Genomic DNA, 22,169 nt, shown 5'->3' with positions numbered 1-22,169 from the left:
ACCGCGGGGTCGGCGGCGACCGCCGCCGCGACCGCGACGACCGCCCGCCCGCGCGAGCGCGGCATCGGCAGGGTCGCGGGGTCGAGGCCGGCGAGCGCGTCCGGCGACGGGAAGGCATGGGTCGGTCCGGCCGGGTCGGTGCCGTGCAGCGGCGTGCCGTGCTCGCGCACCACCCGCCCGGTCACGGTCGCGGCGGCCGCAAGGGAGACCTGCTGCCCGACCACCGTCCGCACCAGCGTCTCGAAGTGGTCGGTGCTGCCGGGCACGCGCAGCCCGGGGCGGGCCCGCACGAGGGGGCCGAGCAGCGGGTCGTCGCCCAGCGCCGCGTCCGCGGCGCCGCGGTCGTCGTCGAGGGCGAGCAGGCGGCGCACCGGGTCGTCGACCGCGGCCGGACCCTGCACCCGCACGCCGACCGCGGCGGCCCGGACGGTGGCGACGACGGGACCGTCCGGGCCGGTGAGCACCCGTCGGTAGGTGCGCCCGTCCCACGTCTCCAGGCCGGGGACGGCGTGCGCCGCGAGGAAGCCCAGCGACCACGCGCTGTCGTGGGTGCCACGCGATCGCAGCAGCCGCTCACCGGGTTCCACGTCACGGACGGTAGCGCCAGGACACGAACCGGACACGGCTTCGTCACGGTCGTGACCAGGCCCCGCTCGCGGGTGTGCCGGGTGCCGGACCAGCAGGCAGCATGGACGCATGGCCACCTCCCCCAGCGAGCCGCTCGGTGCGGCCGCGACGAGCGCGCGGACGTCGTCCTCGCCCGCCCTCGTCACCGGGATGTGGCTGACCGGCGCGGTGATGGCCGCGGTCGCCGCCGTGATGGTGCTGCTCGGCCGGATGGTCTACCTGTCGCTGACGGCCCCGGGCCCGGGCGAGCCGGGGTACGGCTCGGTCGACCCGCACGGGTACGCGCTGATCTTCGGCAGCGTGCTGCTGGTCGGCGCGGGCCTGCTGCTGCTGGCCCTGACGCCGCTGCTGGTCTCGCTGGTGCGTCGCGTCCGCCGCGGCGGCTGATCAGGCGAGCGCGGCCGCCGGCTCGGGCACCCGCTCGGCGACCACCGTGCGGTCGCGTCCGGCGGTCTTGGCGCGGTAGAGCGCCCGGTCGGCCCGTCCGAACAGCTCCTCCGCCGACTCGACGCCGTCCCAGGTGGCCAGGCCCGCGGAGCAGGTGACGCCGTCGGGGGTGGCGGTGCGCAGCCGCTCGACGACGACGAACGCCTCGTCCGGGTCGCACCGGTCGAGCAGCACGGCGAACTCCTCGCCGCCCCAGCGCGCCAGGTGGTCGCGCCCGCGGATGAGCTCGCGCCAGGCGCGCACGCACTCGCGCAGGAGGGTGTCGCCCGCGGCGTGGCCGTGCGTGTCGTTGTAGGACTTGAAGTGGTCGAGGTCGAGCACCGCCAGCACGAGCGGCTCGCCGGGGCGGGCGGTGAGCGCCGCGACGCGCTCGCTGAAGCCGCGGCGGTTGGCGGCGCCGGTCAGCGGGTCGGTCACGACGAGCGCGGCGAGCTCCCCGGCCTGGGCCTGGACGTGGCCGGCCAAGCCGGACAGGCGCAGCACGACCAGCCCGAACAGGAACGCCGAGGCGAGCGCGGTGACGAGCTCGGACGAGCGCACCCCGGTGGTCGCGGTGGCGATCTGCACGCCGGGGGCGAGCAGCGACGCCGCGGCCAGCAGCGCGAGCCGTCCCCGGGTCAGGGTGAGCACCGGTTCGCGCTGCACCTCGTCGAGCCGGCTGACCGAGGGGTGCAGCGCGGCGACGGCGAGCGCGGCGTAGCTGAGGAGGAACCCGGCGTTCGACAGCGCGAGCCCGGCCGGGAAGACGTAGAGCTCCTGCACCGCGAAGACGACGTCGGCGGCGAGCAGCACCAGCGTCGACCCGCCGAGCAGCCGGAACGAGGGGGTCCGGCCGCCGAAGGTCAGCAGCAGGCGCACGGCGAGCGACAGCAGCACCACGTCGAGCACCGGGTAGGCCGTCGAGACGACCTTCTCCAGCGGGGTGGCGGCCCCGGCCGCGCTCGGCACGACCAGGAACACCCAGGTCACCAGACCGAGACCGGTGGTGAGCACGGCGGCGTCGAGCAGCGAGGCCCGCTGCACCGCGCCGCCGGTGCGCCGGCGGACGAGGACGGCGAGCCCTGCCGCCATCAGCGGGTAGCCAGCCAGGTAGAGCCAGTCGGCCACCGACGGGAACGGGTCGACGTCGGCCACGTGGTCGAACCAGGTCCAGGTCGCGTCGCCGGCGACCCAGCAGGTCAGGGCCGCGCCGACCAGCACCCACGGGAGCGGTCGCGGCATCGTGCGGCGCAGCACGGCCAGGGCGAGCGCGGCGAGCGACACGCACGCGCCCACCAGGTAGACCACGTCGCCGGCGGCACCACCGAGCTGCAGGTGGACGGCCGTGATCGCGACGCCCACGAGGGCGACGGTCTTCCAGGCGCGGTCCACACCGAGGTATCGACGCGCCGGGCCGCCGGGTTGAGGTCCGCGACCCGTCGGATCAGGCGCCGGGCAGGGGCTCCACCGTCGTGCGCACGTGCAGCCCGTCGCGCCGCGACGGCCGCAGCTCGACCACGGCCGCGCCGTCGTCGACGACCGTGTGCAGCGCCACGGTCGAGGGCAGCAGCACCGGTTTCGCGAACTCGGCGACGACCCGCACCCGCGGACCCACCCGGCCCTCGAGGGCGGCCAGCGAGCGGGCGTGCGTCCACATGCCGTGCGCGATGGCGCGCGGGAAGCCGAACGCCTTGGCGGCCAGCGGCGTGAGGTGGATCGGGTTCACGTCGCCGCTGACCGCGGCGTACCGCCGGCCCGCGTCGGCGGGGACGCGCAGCCGGGCCGACGCGCGGTCGGGCACCGCGAGCCCGTCGAGCGGACGCTCCTCGTCGGCGGGCAGCGTCGAGCCACCGGGCGGGACGCTGCGCCCGCGGGCGAGGTAGGTGCTGCGGCCGTGCCAGACCTCCTCCTCGCCGACCCGCACCTCGCCGTGCAGGTCGACCAGCGCGCCCTTGCGGTGCTCGCGCAGGTCGGAGGCCCAGACCCGCAGGTCGAGCACCTCGTCGGCGGTGACCGCGCGGTGCGCGGTGATCTCGTTGCGCACGTGCACCATGCCCGCGAGCGGCAGCGGGAACGTCCGCGAGGCCATCAGCTCGACCTGCAGCGGGAACGCCAGCACGTGCAGGAACGTCGCCGGCAGCCGCTGCGACAGCGCGAACCCGCACACCCGCGCGTACCGGGCGAGGTGGTCGGGGTCGACCGCCTGCCCGTGCAGCACGACGCGGGTGCGGGGCAGGTCGCCGCCGCGCCCGCGCGAGGTGAGCGCCGCCCGCGCGAACAGCCGGGTGAGGTCGGGCGCCTCGGTGAGGACGGTCGTCGTGGGGTCGGCGACGGTGGGTGGCCCGGCCATCAGGCGCCCAGCATGCTCTGGCCGCAGACCCGCACGACCTGGCCGGTGACGCCCGCGCTGCCCGGCTGGGCGAACCACGCGATCGTCTCGGCGACGTCGACGGGCAGGCCGCCCTGGCTGAGGCTGTTGATGCGGCGTCCGACCTCCCGGGTGGCGAGCGGGACGCGCGAGGTCATCTCGGTCTCGATGAAGCCGGGGGCGACGGCGTTGTACGTGATGCCGCGGTCGGCCAGCAGCCGGGCCTGGGCGGTGACCATCCCGATGACGCCGGCCTTGCTCGCCGCGTAGTTCACCTGCCCGCGGTTGCCGGCGATGCCGCTCATCGACGACACCGACACGACCCGGCCGCCGTCCTTGACGGCGCCGCCGGGCGCGAGCAGGACGTCGTCCATGCGCAGCTGCGAGGCCAGGTTCACCTCGAGCACGGACGACCAGCGGTCGGCGTCGGTGTTCACGAGCAGCTTGTCGCGGGTGATGCCGGCGTTGTGCACGACGAGGTCGATGCCGCCGCGGCGCGCGCCGGCCTCGGCGATGCGCGCACCGGCGTCGGGGGCGGTGACGTCGAGCTGCAGGGCGGTGCCGGCCACCCGGTTGGCGACGGCGGCCAGGTGCTGGCCCGCGCCCGGGACGTCGACCGCGAGCACGGTGGCACCGTCGCGGGCGAGCACGTCGACGATCGCCGCGCCGATGCCGCGGGCGGCGCCGGTGACGACGGCGAGCCGGCCCTCGAGCGGGCGCGCGGGGTCGCCTCCGTCGGCCACCTCGGCCGGGCCGACCCGGACCAGCTGGCCGTCGACGTACGCCGAGCGTCCGGACAGGAAGAACCGCACGGACGAGGCGAGCGCGGCGTCGTCGGCGGTGAGGTAGAGGGCGTTCGCCGTGGCACCGGCCCGCAGCTCCTTGGCCACCGACCGCGTGATGCCCTCGAGCGCGCGCTGGGTGGCGGCGTGCTCGGGCTCCTCGAGCGTCTCGGGCGCGGTGCCGACGAGGAGCACCCGGCCGCTGCGACCGAGACGCTTCAGCGCCGGGGCGAGCGCCGCCCGCAGCTGCTCGAGGTCGCCGACGGCGCGCGCGGCGCTGACGTCGACGACGACCGCGCCGAGCCGCTGGTCGGCGGGCGGCTCGTCGACGAGCGTCACGCCCTCGGCGTGCAGCAGCTCACGGACCCGAGCCGCCTGGGGGGCCTCGCCGACGCCCGCGACCAGGGCCGGGCCGTCGAGCAGCGGGTCGCCCGGCTGGTACCGCCGCAGCGGCACCGGCTGGGGCAGCCCGAGGCGCTGCGAGAGCGCTTTGCCGAACCCGGAGCCGACGAACGAGGTGTAGCCGTCGGCGTGCGCCCGGGCGCGGCCGGAGCCCGTGCGGGACGTCGCGTGCACGGCCTTCGGTGTCACTTGGCAGCCTCCAGGATCGCGACGACGCCTTGTCCGCCGGCGGCGCAGATCGAGATCAGTCCGCGGCCGGATCCCTTCTCGTGCAGCGCCTTCGCCAGCGAGGCGACGATGCGGCCGCCGGTGGCGGCGAACGGGTGGCCCGCGGCCAGCGACGACCCGTTAACGTTGAGGAGGGAGCGGTCGATCTTGCCGAGCGCGCCGTCGAGCCCGAGCCGGTCGCGGCAGAACTCCTCGCTCTCCCACGCGGCGAGCGTGGCGAGCACGGTCGCGGCGAAGGCCTCGTGGATCTCGTAGAAGTCGAAGTCCTGCAGGGTGAGTCCCTGGCGAGCGAGCATCTGCGGCACCGCGTACGAGGGCGCCATGAGCAGGCCCTCACCGCCGTGCACGTAGTCGACCGCCGCCGTCTGGGCGTCGACGACGTGCGCCAGGACGGGCAGCCCCTGCTCTGCCGCCCACTCGTCCGACCCGAGCAGGACGGCGGACGCGCCGTCCGACAGCGGGGTCGAGTTGCCGGCCGTCATCGTCGCCTCGTCGCCGAGGTCCTTGCCGAACACCGGCTTCAGGCCGGCGAGCTTCTCGACCGTGGAGTCGGGGCGCAGGTTCTGGTCACGGGTCAGGCCGAGGTAGCCGGTGACCAGGTCGTCCTGGAAGCCCCGGTCGTAGGACGCGGCGAGGTGCTGGTGGCTGGCGGCCGCGATCTCGTCCTGCGCCTCGCGGGTGATGCCCCACTCGTGCGCGGTGATCGCCATGTGGTCGCCCATCGACAGCCCGGTGCGGGGCTCGCTGTTGCGCGGGATCTCGGGCACGACCTGCTGGGGCCGGATGCTCGCGAGCGCCTTGATGCGGGCCTGGGGCGTCTTCGCCCGGCTGAGGGCGAGCAGCGTCTGGCGCAGGTCCTCGTTCACGGCGATCGGGGCGTCGGACGCCGAGTCGGCGCCGCCCGCGATGCCGGACTCGATCTGGCCGAGCGCGATCTTGTTCGCGACCAGGACTACGGCCTCAAGGCCGGTGCCGCAGGCCTGCTGGATGTCGTACGCGGGCGTGGACGCCGACAGCTGCGAGCCGAGCACCGCCTCGCGGGTGAGGTTGAAGTCGCGGCTGTGCTTGAGCACCGCGCCGGCGACGACCTCGCCGACCTGCTGCCCCGCCAGGCCGAACCGCGCCACGAGCCCGTCGAGGGTGGCGGTGAGCATGTCCTGGTTGGACGCCCGGGCGTAGGGGCCGCCCGAGCGGGCGAACGGGATGCGGTTGCCGCCGACGACCGCGGCCCTGCGCGCGGTGGGGGACTTCGTGGCCATGGGAGTGGCTCCTGCCTGCTGCCGGTGAGGGGACGACTGCGTCCGACACTAGCAGGTACCCCGAGTATGCGATACCGTCCGTCACATGAACTCGACGCGCCGGGCGACGCCGCCCCGCGACGGCCGCGACCGCCGGTGGGACGACCACCGCGCGCAGCGCCGGCAGGCGCTGGTCGAGGCCACCCTCAAGGCCGTCCGCCGGCACGGGTCGGGGGCGGGCATGGACGAGATCGCCGCGGTCGCCGGCACGTCGAAGACGGTGCTGTACCGGCACTTCGGCGACAAGGGCCAGCTGTACGTCGCGGTCACCGAGGCCGTCCACGCCCTCATCGCGCACGACCTGCGCGCCAGCGTCGAGCGGGCCGGCGCGACCGCCCCCGCCGGGGCCGGCGCGCGCGAGGCGGTCGCGGCGGCCGTCGACGCCTACCTCGCCCTGGTCGAGCGCGACCCCGACGTGTACCGGTTCGTCGTCGAGCGCCCCCTGCTCGGCGGCGTGCAGTCGCCCGACGGCACCGACCCCGTCCGGGGCCTGGTCGCGATGGTCGCCGAGCAGGTCGCCGGCACGCTCGAGGCGGCGGGCGTCGCGCCCGCCCGCGCCACCACGTGGGGCCACGCGCTGGTCGGCATGGTCCGTGCCGCGGCCGACCACTGGATCGACAGCCCCGCTCCCGCACCGCGTCACGAGCTGGTCGACGCCCTCGTCGACCTCGCCTGGGGCGGCCTCGCCGCAGCCGTCCCCGTCACCACGGAGGAACCCCGATGACACCCGCCACCGCCGTCACCCCCGGCACCACCACCGCCGACGCCCTGCGCGCCGCGCTCGACGGCCGCTGGGCCCACGTCAAGGAGCAGGCGCGTCGCGACCTGCCCGCCGACGAGCTCCTGCCCCTGCCCGACCTCGACCGCGAGGCGCACCGCGCCCGGGTCGTCGAGCAGATGCACAAGCTGGTCGAGACCGGCCACGCCAGAGCGGGTTTCCGTGAGGAGTACGGCGGCACGAACGACATCGGCGCGTCCGTCACCGCGTTCGAGATGCTCGCGCACGGCGACCTGTCCCTGCTGGTCAAGGCCGGCGTGCACTGGGGCCTGTTCGGCGGGGCGATCGCCAACCTCGGCACCCACGAGCACCACGAGACCTACCTGCCGTCGGTGATCGACTTCTCGCTGCCCGGCTGCTTCGCCATGACCGAGACCGGCCACGGCAGCGACGTGATGTCGATCGGCACCACCGCCACCTACGACCCGGCCACCGACGAGATCGTCGTGCACACGCCGCACCCGGGGGCGCGCAAGGACTACATCGGCGGTGCGGCCCGCGACGGGCGGCTCGCGGTGGTGTTCGCCCAGCTGGAGACGCTCGGCACCCGGCACGGCGTGCACGCCGTCCTCGTCCCGATCCGCGACGAGAACGGCCGCGTGGCAACCGGTGTCACCATCGAGGACTGCGGCGGCAAGCTCGGGCTCGACGGCGTCGACAACGGCCGCCTCGCGTTCGACCACGTCCGCGTCCCGCGGGCGAACCTGCTCGACCGGTACGGCTCGCTCGCCGACGACGGCACGTACTCGTCCCCGATCGAGAACGACACCCGGCGGTTCTTCACCATGCTCGGGACGCTCGTCCGCGGCCGGATCTCGGTGGCGGGTGCCGCCGGGGCCGCCACGCGGGTCGCCCTGAGCATCGCGGTGCGGTACGCGCTGGAGCGCAGGCAGTTCGCGGCGCCGGGCGCCGACCACGAGGTCGTGCTGCTGGACTACCGGGCGCACCAGCGGCGGCTGCTGCCCGCGCTCGCCACGTCGTACGCGCTGCAGCTGGCCCAGAACGACCTGGTGTCGACGATGCACGACGTGCAGACCGTGCTCGCCGAGCCGGGCGGCGAGGTCGACGACGCCGAGCAGCGGCGCCTCGAGTCGCTCGCCGCCGGCATCAAGACGATGGCCACCTGGCACGCCACCCGCACGATCCAGGAGTGCCGCGAGGCGTGCGGCGGTGCCGGGTACCTGTTCGAGAACCGGCTGCCGCAGCTGAAGAACGACACCGACGTCTTCACCACCTTCGAGGGCGACAACACCGTGCTGCTGCAGCTGGTCGCGAAGGGGCTGCTCACCGGCTTCCGCGACTCCTTCGGTGCGCTCGACACCCTCGGGACGGTGCGGTTCGCCGCGCGGCAGGTGGCCGGGCGCCTGGTCGAGCGCACCGCGGTCCGGTCGGTCGTGCAGGGGCTGCTGAACGCCTCGCCGCTGCCGGTGGGCGAGGGCGACCTGCGCGACCCGGCGGTGCAGGTGCGGCTGCTCGTCGACCGCGAGAAGCACGTGCTCGAGGGCCTGGCGATGCGGATGCGCAAGGTCGCGTCCGCCGACGACCAGTTCGCCGGCTTCAACGACTGCCAGGACCACCTGCTCACCGCGGCGCGGGTGCACGTCGAGCGCGTCGTGCTCGAGTCGTTCGTCGCCGGCGTCGAGCGGTGCGAGGACCCCCAGGCGCGCGCGCTGCTCGAGCAGGTCTGCTCGCTGCACGCGCTGTCGACGATCGAGCGCGACCTGGCGTGGTTCCTCGGCCACCACCGGCTCTCGCCCGGTCGCGCGAAGACCGTCACGTCGCTGGTGAACCGCCTGCTCGACGACCTGCGTCCGCACGCGCTGACGCTCGTCGAGGGGTTCGGCATCCCGGTCGAGTGGCTGGGCGCGGCGATCACCTCCGGCGAGGAGGCCGACCGGCAGCGCGCCGCCGGCACCGCACCCGCGGCCGGGGACGCCGACCGCGAGCCCGTCGTGGTGGGATGAGCGGCGTGAGCGAGCAGCCCCGCACCGCGACCCCCGACGAGCTCGAGCAGATCGCCGCCACCCTCGGACCGGTCGGCGAGTACGTCGGCCTGCGCGTCACCGAGGCCTCGTCCGACCGGCTGGTCGCGACCTGGACGGTGCAGCCCCGGCACCTGCAGCCGTACGGCCTGGTGCACGGCGGCATCCACTGCACCGTCGTCGAGACCCTCGGCAGCGTCGCCGGCGCGATCTGGTTCGGCGAGCGCGGCAAGGTGGTCGGCGTCAGCAACTCCACCGACTTCTACCGCGCGGCCACGGAGGGCGAGATCACCTCGGTCGCCGAGCCGGTGCACCGCGGCCGCACCCAGCAGGTCTGGGTGGTCGAGAACCGCGATGCGTCCGGTCGGCTGCTCGCCCGGGGCCAGCTGCGCGTGCAGAACCTGCCCCACCGCGCGTCCGACTGACCCCTCCTGTCGCGAGACCGCAGAAGTCGGGCGAGGCTGCGTCCATGACGCCCGCCTTCTCCGGTCTCGACGCCGGCGACGAGAAGTTCGTCTCGCTCACGACCTTCCGCCGCAACGGCGAACCCGTCCCGACCACGGTGTGGATCGCCCGCGACGGCGACGCGCTCGTCGTGACGACACCGAGCGGGAGCGGGAAGGTGAAGCGGCTGCGCCGCGACCCCCGGGTGGAGCTGCGTCCGTCCACCCGGTTTGGCAAGGTCGACGACGACGCACCCGTCGTGCGCGGCACCGCGCAGGTGCTCGACGACGAGGCCAGCGAGCAGCGGGTCGGCGAGGTCGTCGGCGCGAAGTACGGGCTCGAGTACAAGGCGATCATGGGCGTCGAGGGCCTCGCGTCGTCCGGGTCTCGCGAGCGCGTGATGCTCCGGATCACCCCGGACGCCTGACCGCTCGGCGCGCGCGGCACGAGACCGGTTCGTAGGGTCGGGGGATGCGAACCAGGAGCATCGGCAACGACACCGTCGGCCGCACCGAGGTCGGCGCCATCGGGCTCGGCCTGATGACCTTCGACCAGACCGGCACCCAGCCGCGCGAGCAGCTCGCCGACACCGTGCGGGCGGCGCTCGACGCCGGCGTCACGCTGTTCGACACCGCCGACGCCTACGGCCCCGGCGACGAGAAGGGCGCCGACAGCCAGGGCGAGAACGAGCGCCTGATCGCCTCGCTGCTCGACGAGCTCGGCGTGCGCGACCGGGTGCTGCTCGCCACCAAGGGCGGCCACGTCCGCACCGCCGGCGGCGGCTGGGACACCGACAGCACGCCCGCGCACCTGCGCCAGGCCGTCGACGACAGCCTCGCGCGCCTCGGCGTCGAGCAGATCGCGCTGTGGCAGCACCACCGTCCCGACCCGGACGTCCCCTACGACGACGTCATCGGGACCCTGCGCGAGATCGCCGAGTCCGGCAAGGTCCGCATGGTCGGGCTGTCGAACGCCGACCCGGACCAGATCCGGGCCGCGTACGCGGTGCTCGGCGACCACCTGGTGAGCGTCCAGAACCAGTTCTCGCCCGCGTTCCGCAGCAGCAGGCCGGAGATCGAGGTCTGCGACGAGCTCGGCCTGGCGTTCCTGCCGTGGAGCCCGCTGGGCGGGCTCGGCGACGCGAAGGAGCTGTCGGACAAGCACCCGGCGTTCGCGGCGGTCGCGCGCGACCGCGGCGTCAGCGCGCAGCAGGTGGCCCTGGCCTGGGAGCTCGCGCAGTCACCGGTCGTGATCCCGATCCCCGGTGCCAAGCGGCCGCAGTCGATCACCGACTCCGCCGCGGCCGCCGAGATCGACCTCACCGCCGACGAGCTGGCGGCGCTCGACGCCGACTGACCGGTCTCGACCGGGAGGGTCGCCGCACCTACCATCCGGTGGGTGACCAGCGGGTCGGAGGCCGTGCAGGACATCCGGTTCGCCCGGTCCGCGGACGGCGTCGGCATCGCCTACGCCGTCCACGGCTCCGGGCCACCGCTGCTGATCGACGCCTGCTGGCTGAGCCACCTGCAGTTCGACTGGCAGAGCCCGGTCTGGCGGCACTACCTGGTCGAGCTCCCGCCGGGCCGCCCACCGGCACGCCGTCCTCACCGCGCTCGAGGAGCGCCGCTGCCGGGTCCGCGAGCGACAGTCCGCCGTTTCGGCCGCCTGGGAGCTCGCGCGGTCGTCGGTCGCCGCTGCCAGGGTGGGTGGGTGGAGATCCCCCGCCTGACCCCGCGCCCGCCGTCGTGAGCGGCTGGCGGTGGGACCCGTCGCTGTACGCCGGCGCGGCGTCCCACTACCTCGCCGGGCGGATGCCGTACCCGCCCACGCTCGCGCCGACGCTGCGCGACGCGCTCGGCCTCGACGGCACCGGTCGCCTGCTCGACCTCGGCTGCGGTCCGGGTGCGGTCACCGTCCCGCTGGCGCTGCTGTTCGCCGAGGTGGTCGCCGTCGACGCCGACCCCGGCATGGTCGCGACGGCGCAGCAGGTCGCCGACCGGGCCGGCGTCGCCGGCGTGCGCTGGCTGGTGGGCCGCGCCGAGGACGTCCCGGACGACGTGGGCACCTTCCGCGCGGTGGTCGTGGCGCAGTCGTTCCACTGGTTCGACCGGCCGCGGGTGGCGGCGTGGATCCGCGAGCGGCTCGAGCCCGGCGGTGCGCTCGTCCACGTCCAGGCCACGACGCACCGCGGCGACCCGCCCGGCGACGGACGTCCCGCGCCCCCGCACGACGAGGTCGCCGCGCTGGTGCGCTCCTACCTCGGCGACGAGCGGCGGGCGGGGGCGTCGGTGCTGCCCGCGGGCACGCCGGGCGACGAGGCGGCGATCCTGCGGCGGGCCGGGTTCGACGGCCCGCGGCGGTTCCCCGTCCCGGACGACCGCGGGCCGCTCCCGCGCAGCGAGGACGAGGTCGTGTCGGCGGTGCTGTCGCTGTCGTGGGCCGCGCCGCACCTGTTCGGCGACCGGCTCGGCGACTTCGAGGCCGACCTGCGGGCGCTGCTGCGCACCGTCGCGCCGGGTGGCCGGTTCGCCGAGCAGCCGACGCCGGTCGCCCTGGACGTCTGGCTCAGCGACGCACCCACGCGCTGAACGAGCGCAGCGAGCCGGACCCGGGGCGCCGCAGCCACGGCCACGGGTGCAGCGCCACCAGGTCGAGCCCGGCGGCTCGCCGCTTCCACCCCGGCACCGGCGCCCAGGTGGCGGCGAGCGGGCGTCCGGCCAGCTCCTGCACCGGGTCGCCGAGCCGCACCTCGGCGCCGAGCTCGCCCAGCGTCTCGGCGAGGAACACCAGCCGCTTGCCGGACAGCCGCAGCCGGGCGAGCAGCGGCTCGTCGAGGACGAACACGGCGGGCAGGTCGGGGTGCGCGACCAGCGCGGGGTCGTCGGTGCCGAGCGACTCGGCGGTCAACCAGACCGCCTCCGGCTGCCCCACCACCTCGGGACGGGTCGGACCCGCATCGGTCGGGCCGCCGCCCAGGCGCGGCGACACCTCGGCGGGCGCTCCGCGCGAGGCCTGCGGCCAGTGCTCGATCGGGCAGGCCGACGCCAAGGGGCACGAGCGGCACAGCTGGGGCGCCCGCTTCTCGACCTGCCAGCGGCTGAACCCGTACGGCTTGCCGGTGGCGCTGCCCGCGGTCCACTGCCAGCCCAGCAGGTTCGCGGCGGGCGAGCCGTCGAGCAGGTGCCGGTACATCTCCTCGGCGCCCTCGAGCAGGTGCCCGCCCGCGCGCACCACGTGCTGGGACGCCAGCCACATCCGCGCCTGGTTCACGACCCACCCGCGCTCGTGCAGCTCGTCGGTGCTCGCCCGCACGCACGCCATGTCCTGCCGCCACGGCTCGCCCTCCCAGCGCCGGACGGGCACGGGCGGCGCGTACCGCAGCGGACGGCGCAGGTCGCGCCCGAGCCGGGCGTAGACGTGCCGTGCGTACTCCTGCCACAGCAGCTCGTCGCGGAACCTCGCCCGGTCGCGGGGCGGTGCGTCGGCCACGGCCTCCCAGACGGTCGGCAGCTGCAGCAGGCCGTGCCGGACGTAGGGCGACAGCCCGGTGGCCCCGCGGGCGCGCTCGGGCAGCACGGTGCTGCGGCGGCGCGCGTAGCCGGTGACGTCGAGGGCGGCGAGCGCGGCGTCGGCCGCTGCCTGCCCGCCGCGCACCGGCGAGGCGGTCGGGTCGTCGCAGGTCAGGTGCCCCAGGTGCTCGCGCACCCAGGCGACCACGTCCTCGCGGTCGGACGGGATCGCGGGCAGCGTCGGCACCCCGCCATCGTCCGTCGCCCTCGGGCGCCCGGCCACTCGCGGACCTGTGCCGTCGCACCCCGACCGGCGGAGGGCGTGGGATTCGAACCCACGAGACGGGGGTACCGCCTAGCGGTTTTCAAGACCGCCGCGCTCGGCCACTACGCGAGCCCTCCTGGAGGGCCAGTCTCGCAGAGCGGCGCGCGGCCGGGGACCGCGTCGTCAGCAGCCGCCGTCGCCGGGGACGCCGGTGTCCCACCGCACCGTGACGGACAGGTCGCCCTGCTCGCCCCAGCCGACGACGGTCACGTCCTGCACGCCGGTGACCCCGGCGAGGTCGACGGCGTACCGGTCGCCCACCGCGGTGACGGTGCGGCCCACCACGCAGCCGGTGCCGACGGGCTCGCTGGTCGCGGTGAACGACCAGTCCTCGAGCGGGAAGCCGAACGGCATCGCCGGGCCGGCGCCGAGCTGCGGCGGCTCGGCCGGCGGCGCACCGTCGGCGCAGGCGCCCGGTCCGTCGGGGTCGGAGAAGCACCACGACCACGGCACGACGTCGACCCCGCCGGAGGCGGCCTGCACGGCCAGGACGGGCGGGTGGGCGGCATCGACCCGCACCCCGTCCGCGCAGCCGGCCAGCGCGCCGAGCCCCAGCAGGGCCACGGCCGCGGCCCGGGTGCCGACCGACCTCACGCACGACCTCCGACGAACCAGCACGACCTCGACCACCCCGACGTGCCGCGCACGACGGGTCGAAGGCGGACAAAGACCCTCACGCACCGTCACCGTCGGTGACGGAGGGTGAGCCGCCCGGGTGGAAGCGCACCCCCGATGGGCAAGTCTGCGGGCAGCCGACCGAAACTCCAGGGTGCTCACCCGTCCGGCCCACCCGCGCGCCCGCGCGGGTCTGCTCCTGCTCGCGACGCTGCTGTCGCTCGGGGCCTGGACGACCCCCGCGTCGGCCGCGGAGCCGGTCGCACCGGTGGAGCCCCCGAGCGCGCCGGCGCCGTCCGATGCCCCGGTGGTCGTCGCGCCCGCCGAGGCCGCACCGGTGCCCGTCACGAGCCCGGTCGCGGCGGTGGTGCAGCCGGACGGGCCGCGCTGGGAGGTCATGGGGGCCCGCGCGACCGCCACCCTGCGCTCCCTCGGCGTCGACGCCGCGACCTACGGCTACCGCGTCGACTTCGCGCCCGGACGCGGCGGCCTGCGCGGCATCACCTACCCGGACCAGCGGCTCATCGTGGTCTACGTGCGCGACTCGCACGACGACTACGACGTGCTGCGCACGCTCGCCCACGAGATCGGGCACGCCGTGTCCGAGACCTGCCTCGACGGCGGCGAGCGCCGCGCGTACCAGCGCGAGCGCGGCCTCGGGACGAGCTGGTACCCGTCGACGCTGTCGGCGTTCTCCGGCACCGAGGACCACGCGGAGGTGTTCGCGTACGCGACCCTCGGCGGCACCCGCGACTTCCGCGGCTACTCCGCGGCGGCCCCCGGGGCGGACCTGCTCGCCTCGCTGCGCGCGCAGCACCTGCTCGGCTGCTGACCAGCATCTGGGACGCGGTTGCCGCGATCCGGGACGCGGACGCACGCTGGTCGTGCCCATCCAGAGCGGCCGAGAGACCTGGCTCGTCGACGTCGCAGCAACCCGCCCACCCGGGTGAGGGTGCTACCGCCAGGACCGATGGAGGTCCACCACCATGAGCACCACCTCGCGACCCACCACGCTGCACCTCTCGACCGACGCGCGCTGTAGCGGCGCGAGCTGTCGTCGCGCCTGTCGCTGACCTGCTCGCCCGCCGCCCCTGCGGCGACCCCCTCGCCCCGCACGGCATCCCTGCGCCGCGCCCCCGCGGCCGGCGCAGACGCGTCCCCAGAACTCGCGCACCCGACGAGGTGCGCTGCCCGAGAGGTCTTCTCGTGTCCACGCTCACCACGCACGCCCCCACGCTCACCCACCCGCACCAGCAGGTCGACCTGGCCCGCCTGGTCGCCGACATCGCCGCCAGCCCCGCGCTGTGGCGCCCCGCCGTCCGGTTCGACGGACGCGAGCGCTGCTGGACCCGGCTCGACGCCCCGCCCGGCGTCGACGTCTGGGTGCTGACCTGGCTGACGTTCCAGGGCACCGACCTGCACGACCACGGCCGCTCCGGCGCGGCGTTCACCGTCGTGCAGGGCGCGCTGCACGAGATCCGTCCCGACTCGACCGGACGGCTGCGTCCGCGCAAGTTCACGCCGGGCGTCGTCGCCACCGTCGAGCCGGGCCAGGTGCACGACGTGCGCAACGAGCTGGCCGAGCCGGCGGTCAGCATCCACGCGTACTCCCCCTCGCTCACCGAGATGACCTACTACTCGTGGGCGGGCGGCCGGATCACCCCGGAGCGCACGGTGCGCACCGACGAGCCGGAGCAGGACCGGTGAGCGCGCAGCCCGTGGCGCCGCTGGCGCCGATCGACCTGCTCCTCGGCGAGGCCCGCAGCGGCCTCGACCGGCTCACCCCCGCCGAGGCGCGCGCCGCCCAGCGGGCGGGCGCGCTGCTCGTCGACATCCGCCCGGCCGCCCAGCGCGCCGCCGAGGGGCTCGTCCCGGGCGCCCTGGTGATCGAGCGGAACGTCCTGGAGTGGCGGCTCGACCCGGTGGGCGACGCCCGCATCCTCGACGCGCCCGACTACGACGACGTGGTGGTCGTGCTCTGCTCGCAGGGCTACGCGTCCAGCCTCGCCGCCGCCTCGCTGCAGGCCATCGGGCTGCGCCGCGCCACCGACGTGGTCGGCGGCTTCCTGGCCTGGCGCGAGGCCGGCCTCCCCGTCTCCCCCGGACCCTGAGCGCACCACGGTCCCGGGGGCGCCGACCGGCTGGGCACCGGTCGACGCACCGCGCCCGGGCCGGGACGCCCGCTGCGTCCCGGCCCGGGCGCGAGGTCGCGGAATCCTCCTCGCCCCGCCGACGTTGAGCAGGCAGAACGAGACGAGGAGACCCATGCTCGACCCCACCACGCTCTACGACCTCGACACCGACGCCGTCATCGACACCGCGGCGCACCCGCGTCCCGCGCTGGTGCACGCCCTGCACGGGTTCGTCGACGCCGGCGGCGCGTCCCGGCTCGTCGTCCAGCACCTGCTCTCCGAGCTCGAGACCCGCGAGGTCGCCCGCTTCGACGTCGACCAGCTGGTCGACTACCGCAGTCGCCGACCGCGGATGGTGTTCCGGCAGGACCGGTTCACCGACGTCGAGCAGCACCACCTCGTGGTGCACGCCGTCCGCGACGAGCAGGGCCGCGAGTTCTACCTCCTCGACGGCCCCGAGCCCGACCTGCAGTGGGAGCGGTTCACCAGCGCCGTGATCGGCCTGGCCGACCGGCTCGGTGTCGGCCTCGTCGTCGGCGTCCACGGCATCCCGTGGGCCGCGCCGCACACCCGTCCGGTCGGGATCACCGCCCACGCCAGCGACCGCGAGCTGATCGCCGGGCGCCCGCGCTGGGTCGGCGACGTCGAGGTGCCCGGTCACGTCGGGGCGCTGCTCGAGCTGCGGCTGGCGCAGGCCGGCCGCCAGGCCGTCGGTTACACCGCGCACGTGCCGCACTACCTCGCCGAGGCGGAGTTCCCGCCCGCGGCGGTCGCGCTGGTCGACGCGCTCGCCTCGAGCGCCGGCCTCGACCTGCCCACCGACGCGCTGCGGGCCTCGGGCGTGCAGGTGCTGCAGCAGGTCGACGCCCAGGTGGCCGACTCGCCGCAGACGCTGCAGGCGGTCGAGGGGCTCGAGCGCACGTACGACGCCGTGGTCGCCGGTCGCACCCTGGCGGGCCCGGGTCTGCTCGCGCCGACGCTCCCGGACGACGAGCTGCCGGGCGGCGACGAGATCGCCGCCGAGGTCGAGGACTTCCTCAAGCACCTCGGGGACTGACCCCGCCCGGCCGTAGGGTCGGCGGGTGCCTGACGACGGTGTGCCCGACGACTGGGTCGCCGCCGCCCGCCGCTCCTACGACGTCGTGGCCGTCGACTACGACCGGCTGCTCGAGGGCGCCTTCGACCGGCTGCCGCTCGAGAAGGCCCTGCTCGCCGCCTTCGTCGAGCTGGTCGGCCCGGGCACGACCGTCGTCGAGACCGGTTGCGGCACGGGCGAGGTGACGCGGCGGCTCCACCGGCTCGGGCTGCGCGTGGTGGCCACCGACCTGGCGCCGGGCATGCTCCGCGTCGCCCGCCGCCGCGACCCCGCCGCCGCCCTCGCCGCCGCGGCGCTGCACGCCCTCCCGCTCGCCGACGCGTCCGTCGACGGCGCGGTCTGCTGGTACGTGCTGCAGCACGTGCCGGACGAGGCGGTCGACGCCGCGCTCGCCGAGCTGCACCGCGTCGTCCGTCCAGGCGGACGGGTGCTCCTCGGGTTCCACTCCGGTGACGGCTCGCACCTGAAGACCGAGGGCTACGGCGGGCACCCGATGCGGGTGCACGTGCACCGCCGGACGGCCGCCCGGGTGGCGGACCGCCTGCGACGCAACGGCTTCGAGATCTCGTCGACCACCGAGACGGCACCTCCGCCGGGCAGCCCGAGCGGGGGGCGCCGTCGTGCTCGCGACCCGGTAGGGGTCAGATCCAGATCGCGGGGTCGACCAGGTCGAGCTCGTCGGTGTCAGCCCGCGTCGCCGCGGGCACGTCGCGCACGCGACCGGGGACCCCGACGACCACGGCACCCGCCGGCACGTCCTTGACCACGACCGCGTTCGCGCCGATCTGCGCCTCGTCGCCGACGACCACCGGCCCGAGCACCCGGGCGCCCGCGCCGATGACGACGCGGTCGCCCACGGTGGGGTGCCGCTTGGTGCGCGCCATCGACCGGCCGCCGAGCGTGACGCCGTGGTAGAGCATCACGTCGTCGCCGACCTCGCTGGTCTCGCCGATGACGACACCCATGCCGTGGTCGATGAAGAACCGCCGGCCGAGCCGGGCACCGGGGTGGATCTCCACCCCGGTGACCGCGCGCGAGAGGTGCGCGAGCAGCCTCGCGGGCAGCCGGCCGCCCGGTGTGCCCCACCAGCGGTGGGCGACCCGGTGCAGCCACACGGCGTGCAGACCCGGTGTCGTCAGGGCGATCTCGAGGCTGCTGCCCGACGCCGGGTCGCGGCGGCGGGCGGTCGCGAGGTCCTCCGCCAGCCGCGCCCGGGCGCGGACGAGCAGGTCGCCCAAGGTCAGTCCATCAGGTCGCTGTAGAGGATCGTGGACAGGTAGCGCTCGCCGAACGACGGGATGATGACGACGACGGTCTTGCCGGCGTTCTCCTCGCGCTGGGCCACCTTGACGGCCGCCGCCAGAGCGGCGCCGGACGAGATGCCGACCAGCAGGCCCTCCTCGGCGGCGGCGCGGCGGGCCCACTGCACCGAGGTGTCGGCGTTGACGTCGATGACCTCGTCGTAGACCTCGCGGTCGAGGATGTCGGGCACGAAGTTGGCGCCGATGCCCTGGATCTTGTGCGGGCCGGGCTGGCCGCCGTTGAGGATCGGGGACTCCTCCGGCTCGACCGCCACGATCTGCACGCCGGGCTTGCGCTCCTTGAGCACCTGGCCGACACCGGTGATGGTGCCGCCCGTGCCGATGCCCGCGACCACGACGTCGACGCCGCCGTCGGTGTCGGCCCAGATCTCCTCGGCGGTGGTGCGGCGGTGGATCTCCGGGTTGGCCTCGTTGGCGAACTGCTTCACCTGCACCGCGCCGGTCTCGGCACCGATCTCCTCGGCCTTGGCGACCGCGCCCTTCATGCCCTCGGAGCCGGGGGTGAGCACCAGCTCGGCGCCGAACGCGCGCAGCAGGGCGCGCCGCTCCTTCGACATCGTCTCGGGCATGGTGAGGATGACCTTGTAGCCCTTCGCGGCGCCGACCATCGCGAGCGCGATGCCGGTGTTGCCGCTGGTGGCCTCGACGATCGAGCCCTTCGGCTCGAGCTGGCCCGAGCGCTCGGCGGCCTCGATCATCGCCACGCCGATGCGGTCCTTGACCGAGTTGGCCGGGTTGTAGAACTCGAGCTTGGCCAGCACCGTGGCCTGCGCCCCGTCGGTGATCCGGTTCAGCCGCACCAGCGGGGTGCGCCCGACCAGGGCGGTCACGTCGTCGTACACGGTCACGGCGGTCTCCTCGGGATCGGCTGGTGCGGCGACGGCGTCGCCGGGTCCTCCTGGACCCAACCCCAGGGTGCTCCCCCCGCATCCCGTCTTTCCCGACCGTCTCACTTCCTGGACGGAATCGTCCCATCAGGTGACTGGTGCCGGACGTGAGGGAGCCCGGACCGGACGGCGCGTGCACCGTCCGCCCCGGGCTCTCCCCCCGACCCCGCCCGCCCCGGTGGGTGGTCCGGGACGGGACGTCCTGCGAGCTCTCGCGTGCGCCCCGGCTCAGCGACCCGACGCGGCGGCCAGCCGCTGCATGGCGTGCTGGACCAGCGTGATGAGCGAGTGCTTGGTCGCCTGCTTGGAGCGGGCGTCCGTGTAGACCATGGGCACGTGGGCCGGCACCGCCAGCGCCTCGCGCACCGACTCGAGCTCGTGGTGCGCCACGCCGTCGAAGCAGTTCACCGCGACGACGAACGGGATCTGGCGCGCCTCGAAGTAGTCGACCGCCGGGAAGCACTGCTCCAGCCGCGTGGTGTCGACCAGCACGATGCCGCCGATGGCGCCGCGCACGAGGTCGTCCCACATGAACAGGAAGCGGTCCTGGCCCGGGGTGCCGAACAGGTACAGCCACAGGTTGCCCGGCAGCGAGATGCGGCCGAAGTCCATGGCGACGGTGGTCGTGGTCTTGCGGTCCGTGACGCCGCCGGCGTCGTCGACGCCGACCGACATCTCGGTCATCGCGGCCTCGGTCGAGAGCGGCTCGATGTCGGAGATCGACCCGATGAAGGTCGTCTTGCCGACCGCGAACCCACCGGCGACCACGATCTTCGTGACGGTCGGAGCGGCCTCGTGGGCCGGCGGGGTCTGCTCCCCCGCAGCCGCACCCGCGGGGGCGACGTCAGAGCGAGGAAATGCCATTGAGAACACTCTCCAGGATGCTGAGGGTGGCAGCGTTGTCGTCGGGAGCCGCATCGCTCCCGGGGGTGGCCATGGACGGGGTGAGTCCGTGGACTCGGACCTTCTTGGCGTCGGCGAGGTCGCTGACGATCATGCGGACCACGCCCACGGGGAGCTTCACGTGCGCCGAGAGCTCCATGACGGACAGGTACTGCGTGGCGGTGAGCTCGAGGATCCTGCGGCGCTCCGGCGTCTGGGTGACGTCCGGGGCGTCCAGGCCCTCGACGAGCGCCTCGACCGGCAGGTCGACCGACGACACCGGCTTGGTCCGGCCGCCCACCAGGGCGTACGGACGGACCGAGTAGCTCGCGTCGTCGTCGTCGTGCCGGCCCGAGAGGCCGTCAGCTGCGGTGGCCACCTCGGGTCACCCCAGCGCGGGGGCGCGCGTGCCGCCGTGGACGGGCAGCCGCGAGCGCATCTCGGTGACCAGCTGCGGGGTGAGCGTGGCCTCGGTGCGGGTGACGAGCAGGGTCATCTCGTAGCCGATCAGACCCACGTCGCAGGTCGAGTTCGCGACCACGGCGAGCACCGAGCCGTCGGAGATGCTCATCAGGAACATGAACATCTCGTCCATCTCGACGATCGCCTGGCGGACCTCGCCGGCGCCGAGCTGGCGGGCGGCGCCGCGGGTCAGGCTCGACATGCCGGCGACGATGGCCGACATCTGGTCGCCGCTGGTGCGGTCCAGCTCGTCGGACATGGCCATCAGCAGGCCGTCGGCCGAGACGACCAGCGTGTGCCGCACGTCGGGCACGTTCTTGACGAAGTTGTCGAGCAGCCAGCTGAAGTTGGCTGCCTCGGTGCTGACAGTGCTCACGGGGTTCCTCCGGTCGTGGTGCTGCGTGCAGTGGTTGTCGGTCTGACGGGGGCTGTGCTTGAGGGTGACGCGTGCTCGGTCGGGCTGGGCTCGACTGGGCTCATCGACCACCCTCCTCGCCGGCCCCGGCGTTGGCCGGGGCGGAGTCGGTCGCACGGCCACGCTGCACGCCCGCCTGGAAGCCCGACAGCATGCTGCGGACGTCGGCGGCCGTCCGGCCGGGACGGTTGGGCACGGCGGCCGAGGTCTGGGTGACCTCGGCGGCCGCCGTGGCGCCGCGGGTGCGGCGGGCCAGGGGGGCGGCGGCCGCGGCCGCCGGTGCCGAGCCGCCCTCGGGGCGGTACGACGACAGGGCCGACAGCTCGCTCAGCGCGATCGACGCCATCGCCGAGCGCTGGCGCAGGACGTCGCCCGCACCCTGCACGGCCTGGGTCGGCGTGACCTCGGCGACCGGCTCGCCCACCGGCGCTGCCGGCGCGGCGGCCGACGGCAGCGGGGTCGAGGTCGCGGCCATCACCGGGGTGTAGGCCTCCGGGACGTCGGACTCGGCGGTCGCGGCCAGGTCGGCCACGGTCATCGTCGGGTACGTGACCCGGTTCGGCTGGCCCTCGGCCTCCGGGACCGCACCGCGGCCGCGGCGCTTGAGACCACGACCCCGTCCGCCGGCACCCGGGAGGATGTCCATCGCGGTCGCGCTGGAGAACACCGGCGCGGGGGCCGCGGCGGGCTCGGCGGGCGCTGCGGCCGTCGCCGGCTGGGCGGCGGCCAGCGCGGTGAGCTCGCTGGACGCGCTGCGGCGGCTGACCGGCTGCTCGACCGGCGCGGGGGCCGCGACCGGCTCGGGCTCGGGCTCCGGCTCGGGCTCGACGACGGCCTCGACGACCGGCTCGGGCTCCAGGACGGGCACCGGCTCGGGCTCGACCACGGCGACCGGCTCGGGCTCGAGCTCGGCCACGAACGGGACCTCGTCGACGACCGGCGCGGTGAGCGCGGTGTCGTCGAGCTGCGCGACCTCGGCGGACGGCTCGTCCTCGCCGGCGGTCTCGGGCACGACCGAGCGGCCCACGGCCTCGGCGCGACGGGCGCGGAAGCCGGTGAACAGGCCGGGACGGGCCTCGCTCGGGTCGCGGCGCTGGGCCGGCACGACCGGGTCGGGCGCGGGCACCGGGGCGGCCGGCGTGCGGCTCGGCAGCTCCGGGGCGGTCTCCGCGGCCGGGGCCGGGGCGCG

24 protein-coding genes, 1 tRNA gene, 2 pseudogenes and 1 riboswitch are annotated in these 22,169 nt (G+C 75.4%); of the genes and pseudogenes, 13 read left to right on the top strand and 14 right to left on the bottom strand.

The annotated features are described in order from the left end of the window. The coding region (locus ACYVKY_RS07695) for a DNA-3-methyladenine glycosylase family protein (protein ID WP_460434385.1) at positions 1–587 on the bottom strand (587 nt) is incomplete at its 3' end. Positions 588–696: 109 nt separating this feature from the next. On the opposite strand from ACYVKY_RS07695, the gene ACYVKY_RS07690 reads away from it, so the two are divergent. Then, a complete protein-coding gene (locus tag ACYVKY_RS07690) occupies positions 697–1,014 on the top strand; it encodes a hypothetical protein (protein WP_460434384.1) in 318 nt (105 codons plus the stop codon). Here ACYVKY_RS07690 and ACYVKY_RS07685 read toward each other — a convergent pair whose 3' ends face one another. The 4 genes from ACYVKY_RS07685 to ACYVKY_RS07670 are packed head-to-tail and all read right to left on the bottom strand — an operon-like array spanning position 1,015 to position 6,092. Continuing rightward, positions 1,015–2,445 (bottom strand): GGDEF domain-containing protein, encoded by a 1,431-nt coding sequence (locus ACYVKY_RS07685; RefSeq protein ID WP_460434383.1) that lies wholly within the window; start codon positions 2,443–2,445, stop codon positions 1,015–1,017. 52 nt (positions 2,446–2,497) lie between these two features. Further along, complete coding sequence (locus ACYVKY_RS07680) at positions 2,498–3,403, bottom strand: MaoC family dehydratase (RefSeq protein ID WP_460434382.1); 906 nt, start codon at positions 3,401–3,403, stop codon at positions 2,498–2,500. After that, complete coding sequence (locus ACYVKY_RS07675) at positions 3,403–4,794, bottom strand: 3-oxoacyl-ACP reductase (RefSeq protein WP_460434381.1); 1,392 nt, start codon at positions 4,792–4,794, stop codon at positions 3,403–3,405. The genes ACYVKY_RS07680 and ACYVKY_RS07675 overlap by 1 nt, the downstream gene beginning before the upstream one ends. Next, complete coding sequence (locus ACYVKY_RS07670; protein ID WP_460434380.1) at positions 4,791–6,092, bottom strand: acetyl-CoA C-acyltransferase; 1,302 nt, start codon at positions 6,090–6,092, stop codon at positions 4,791–4,793. Before ACYVKY_RS07670 ends, ACYVKY_RS07675 begins: the two co-directional genes overlap by 4 nt. 85 nt (positions 6,093–6,177) lie before the next feature. Between ACYVKY_RS07670 and ACYVKY_RS07665 the strand changes: the two genes are divergently transcribed. From ACYVKY_RS07665 to ACYVKY_RS07635, 7 genes are read left to right on the top strand one after another with little or no spacing between them, the layout of a single operon-like run. Continuing rightward, positions 6,178–6,855 carry a TetR family transcriptional regulator gene (locus ACYVKY_RS07665; protein ID WP_460434379.1) on the top strand — a complete coding sequence of 226 codons (678 nt, stop codon included), beginning with the start codon at positions 6,178–6,180 and terminating at the stop codon, positions 6,853–6,855. Then, a complete protein-coding gene (locus tag ACYVKY_RS07660; protein ID WP_460434378.1) occupies positions 6,852–8,873 on the top strand; it encodes an acyl-CoA dehydrogenase family protein in 2,022 nt (673 codons plus the stop codon). Before ACYVKY_RS07665 ends, ACYVKY_RS07660 begins: the two co-directional genes overlap by 4 nt. A gap of 50 nt (positions 8,874–8,923) precedes the next feature. Next, positions 8,924–9,316 (top strand): PaaI family thioesterase, encoded by a 393-nt coding sequence (locus ACYVKY_RS07655; RefSeq protein WP_460434386.1) that lies wholly within the window; start codon positions 8,924–8,926, stop codon positions 9,314–9,316. A 44-nt stretch (positions 9,317–9,360) separates the two neighbouring features. After that, positions 9,361–9,762, top strand: coding sequence for a PNPOx family protein (locus ACYVKY_RS07650; protein ID WP_460434377.1), 402 nt, complete (start codon positions 9,361–9,363; stop codon positions 9,760–9,762). Between the two features lie 44 nt (positions 9,763–9,806). Then, entirely contained in the window at positions 9,807–10,691 is an 885-nt protein-coding gene (locus tag ACYVKY_RS07645) for an aldo/keto reductase (protein WP_460434376.1), read from the top strand. Positions 10,692–10,733: 42 nt separating this feature from the next. Next, positions 10,734–11,084, top strand: a complete 351-nt coding sequence (locus tag ACYVKY_RS07640; protein WP_460434375.1) for a hypothetical protein — start codon at positions 10,734–10,736, stop codon at positions 11,082–11,084. Then, complete coding sequence (locus ACYVKY_RS07635; protein WP_460434374.1) at positions 11,081–11,923, top strand: class I SAM-dependent methyltransferase; 843 nt, start codon at positions 11,081–11,083, stop codon at positions 11,921–11,923. The genes ACYVKY_RS07640 and ACYVKY_RS07635 overlap by 4 nt, the downstream gene beginning before the upstream one ends. Here the strand turns inward: ACYVKY_RS07635 and ACYVKY_RS07630 are convergent. The 3 genes from ACYVKY_RS07630 to ACYVKY_RS07620 form a co-directional block, all read right to left on the bottom strand. After that, positions 11,901–13,091, bottom strand: coding sequence for an FAD-binding domain-containing protein (locus ACYVKY_RS07630; RefSeq protein WP_460434373.1), 1,191 nt, complete (start codon positions 13,089–13,091; stop codon positions 11,901–11,903). The genes ACYVKY_RS07635 and ACYVKY_RS07630 overlap by 23 nt on opposite strands. Positions 13,092–13,158: 67 nt before the next feature. Beyond that, positions 13,159–13,246: transfer RNA gene (locus tag ACYVKY_RS07625), tRNA-Ser, on the bottom strand. Between the two features lie 46 nt (positions 13,247–13,292). Continuing rightward, complete coding sequence (locus ACYVKY_RS07620) at positions 13,293–13,763, bottom strand: hypothetical protein (protein ID WP_460434372.1); 471 nt, start codon at positions 13,761–13,763, stop codon at positions 13,293–13,295. Positions 13,764–13,938: 175 nt separating this feature from the next. On the opposite strand from ACYVKY_RS07620, the gene ACYVKY_RS07615 reads away from it, so the two are divergent. The 5 genes and pseudogenes from ACYVKY_RS07615 to ACYVKY_RS07595 form a co-directional block, all read left to right on the top strand. Continuing rightward, positions 13,939–14,616 carry a hypothetical protein gene (locus tag ACYVKY_RS07615; RefSeq protein WP_460434371.1) on the top strand — a complete coding sequence of 226 codons (678 nt, stop codon included), beginning with the start codon at positions 13,939–13,941 and terminating at the stop codon, positions 14,614–14,616. A gap of 53 nt (positions 14,617–14,669) precedes the next feature. Further along, positions 14,670–14,761: riboswitch (SAM riboswitch) on the top strand. A gap of 229 nt (positions 14,762–14,990) precedes the next feature. Continuing rightward, positions 14,991–15,491: a cysteine dioxygenase gene (locus tag ACYVKY_RS07610; protein ID WP_460434370.1), complete on the top strand. Its 501-nt coding sequence runs from the start codon at positions 14,991–14,993 to the stop codon at positions 15,489–15,491. Continuing rightward, a complete protein-coding gene (locus ACYVKY_RS07605) occupies positions 15,488–15,895 on the top strand; it encodes a rhodanese-like domain-containing protein (RefSeq protein WP_460434369.1) in 408 nt (135 codons plus the stop codon). Before ACYVKY_RS07610 ends, ACYVKY_RS07605 begins: the two co-directional genes overlap by 4 nt. Before the next feature lie 154 nt (positions 15,896–16,049). Further along, the gene (locus tag ACYVKY_RS07600) at positions 16,050–16,973 is read left to right on the top strand and encodes a PAC2 family protein (RefSeq protein ID WP_460434368.1); all 924 of its coding nucleotides are present in this window, start codon (positions 16,050–16,052) and stop codon (positions 16,971–16,973) included. 25 nt (positions 16,974–16,998) lie between these two features. Beyond that, positions 16,999–17,568, top strand: a pseudogene (locus ACYVKY_RS07595) (class I SAM-dependent methyltransferase); the annotation flags it as partial. A gap of 85 nt (positions 17,569–17,653) precedes the next feature. Here ACYVKY_RS07595 and epsC read toward each other — a convergent pair. The 6 genes and pseudogenes from epsC to ACYVKY_RS07565 all read right to left on the bottom strand — a co-directional run. Beyond that, a complete protein-coding gene (gene epsC, locus ACYVKY_RS07590; protein ID WP_460434367.1) occupies positions 17,654–18,250 on the bottom strand; it encodes a serine O-acetyltransferase in 597 nt (198 codons plus the stop codon). Between the two features lie 2 nt (positions 18,251–18,252). Beyond that, the gene (gene cysK / locus ACYVKY_RS07585; RefSeq protein ID WP_460434366.1) at positions 18,253–19,182 is read right to left on the bottom strand and encodes a PLP-dependent cysteine synthase family protein; all 930 of its coding nucleotides are present in this window, start codon (positions 19,180–19,182) and stop codon (positions 18,253–18,255) included. 267 nt (positions 19,183–19,449) lie between these two features. Further along, entirely contained in the window at positions 19,450–20,085 is a 636-nt protein-coding gene (locus ACYVKY_RS07580; RefSeq protein ID WP_460434365.1) for a GTP-binding protein, read from the bottom strand. Next, positions 20,066–20,482, bottom strand: coding sequence for a DUF742 domain-containing protein (locus ACYVKY_RS07575; RefSeq protein ID WP_460434364.1), 417 nt, complete (start codon positions 20,480–20,482; stop codon positions 20,066–20,068). Before ACYVKY_RS07575 ends, ACYVKY_RS07580 begins: the two co-directional genes overlap by 20 nt. Positions 20,483–20,488: 6 nt before the next feature. Beyond that, positions 20,489–20,941 carry a roadblock/LC7 domain-containing protein gene (locus tag ACYVKY_RS07570; protein ID WP_460434363.1) on the bottom strand — a complete coding sequence of 151 codons (453 nt, stop codon included), beginning with the start codon at positions 20,939–20,941 and terminating at the stop codon, positions 20,489–20,491. A 100-nt stretch (positions 20,942–21,041) separates the two neighbouring features. Beyond that, positions 21,042–22,169: pseudogene (locus ACYVKY_RS07565) on the bottom strand (hypothetical protein); the annotation flags it as partial.

It is taken from the genome of Angustibacter speluncae, assembly GCF_054777815.1.
This window is presented reverse-complemented; position numbering and strand designations above follow the sequence as displayed.

What these genes read in the sequence shown, in the direction of transcription:
- ACYVKY_RS07580 (WP_460434365.1), bottom strand. Translation starts at nt 20,085, where the DNA reads ATGGCATTTCCTCGCTCTGACGTCGCCCCCGCGGGTGCGGCTGCGGGG.
- ACYVKY_RS07670 (WP_460434380.1), bottom strand. Translation starts at nt 6,092, where the DNA reads ATGGCCACGAAGTCCCCCACCGCGCGCAGGGCCGCGGTCGTCGGCGGC.
- ACYVKY_RS07650 (WP_460434377.1), top strand. Translation starts at nt 9,361, where the DNA reads ATGACGCCCGCCTTCTCCGGTCTCGACGCCGGCGACGAGAAGTTCGTC.
- ACYVKY_RS07645 (WP_460434376.1), top strand. Translation starts at nt 9,807, where the DNA reads ATGCGAACCAGGAGCATCGGCAACGACACCGTCGGCCGCACCGAGGTC.
- ACYVKY_RS07600 (WP_460434368.1), top strand. Translation starts at nt 16,050, where the DNA reads ATGCTCGACCCCACCACGCTCTACGACCTCGACACCGACGCCGTCATC.
- ACYVKY_RS07680 (WP_460434382.1), bottom strand. Translation starts at nt 3,403, where the DNA reads ATGGCCGGGCCACCCACCGTCGCCGACCCCACGACGACCGTCCTCACC.
- ACYVKY_RS07690 (WP_460434384.1), top strand. Translation starts at nt 697, where the DNA reads ATGGCCACCTCCCCCAGCGAGCCGCTCGGTGCGGCCGCGACGAGCGCG.
- ACYVKY_RS07660 (WP_460434378.1), top strand. Translation starts at nt 6,852, where the DNA reads ATGACACCCGCCACCGCCGTCACCCCCGGCACCACCACCGCCGACGCC.
- ACYVKY_RS07665 (WP_460434379.1), top strand. Translation starts at nt 6,178, where the DNA reads ATGAACTCGACGCGCCGGGCGACGCCGCCCCGCGACGGCCGCGACCGC.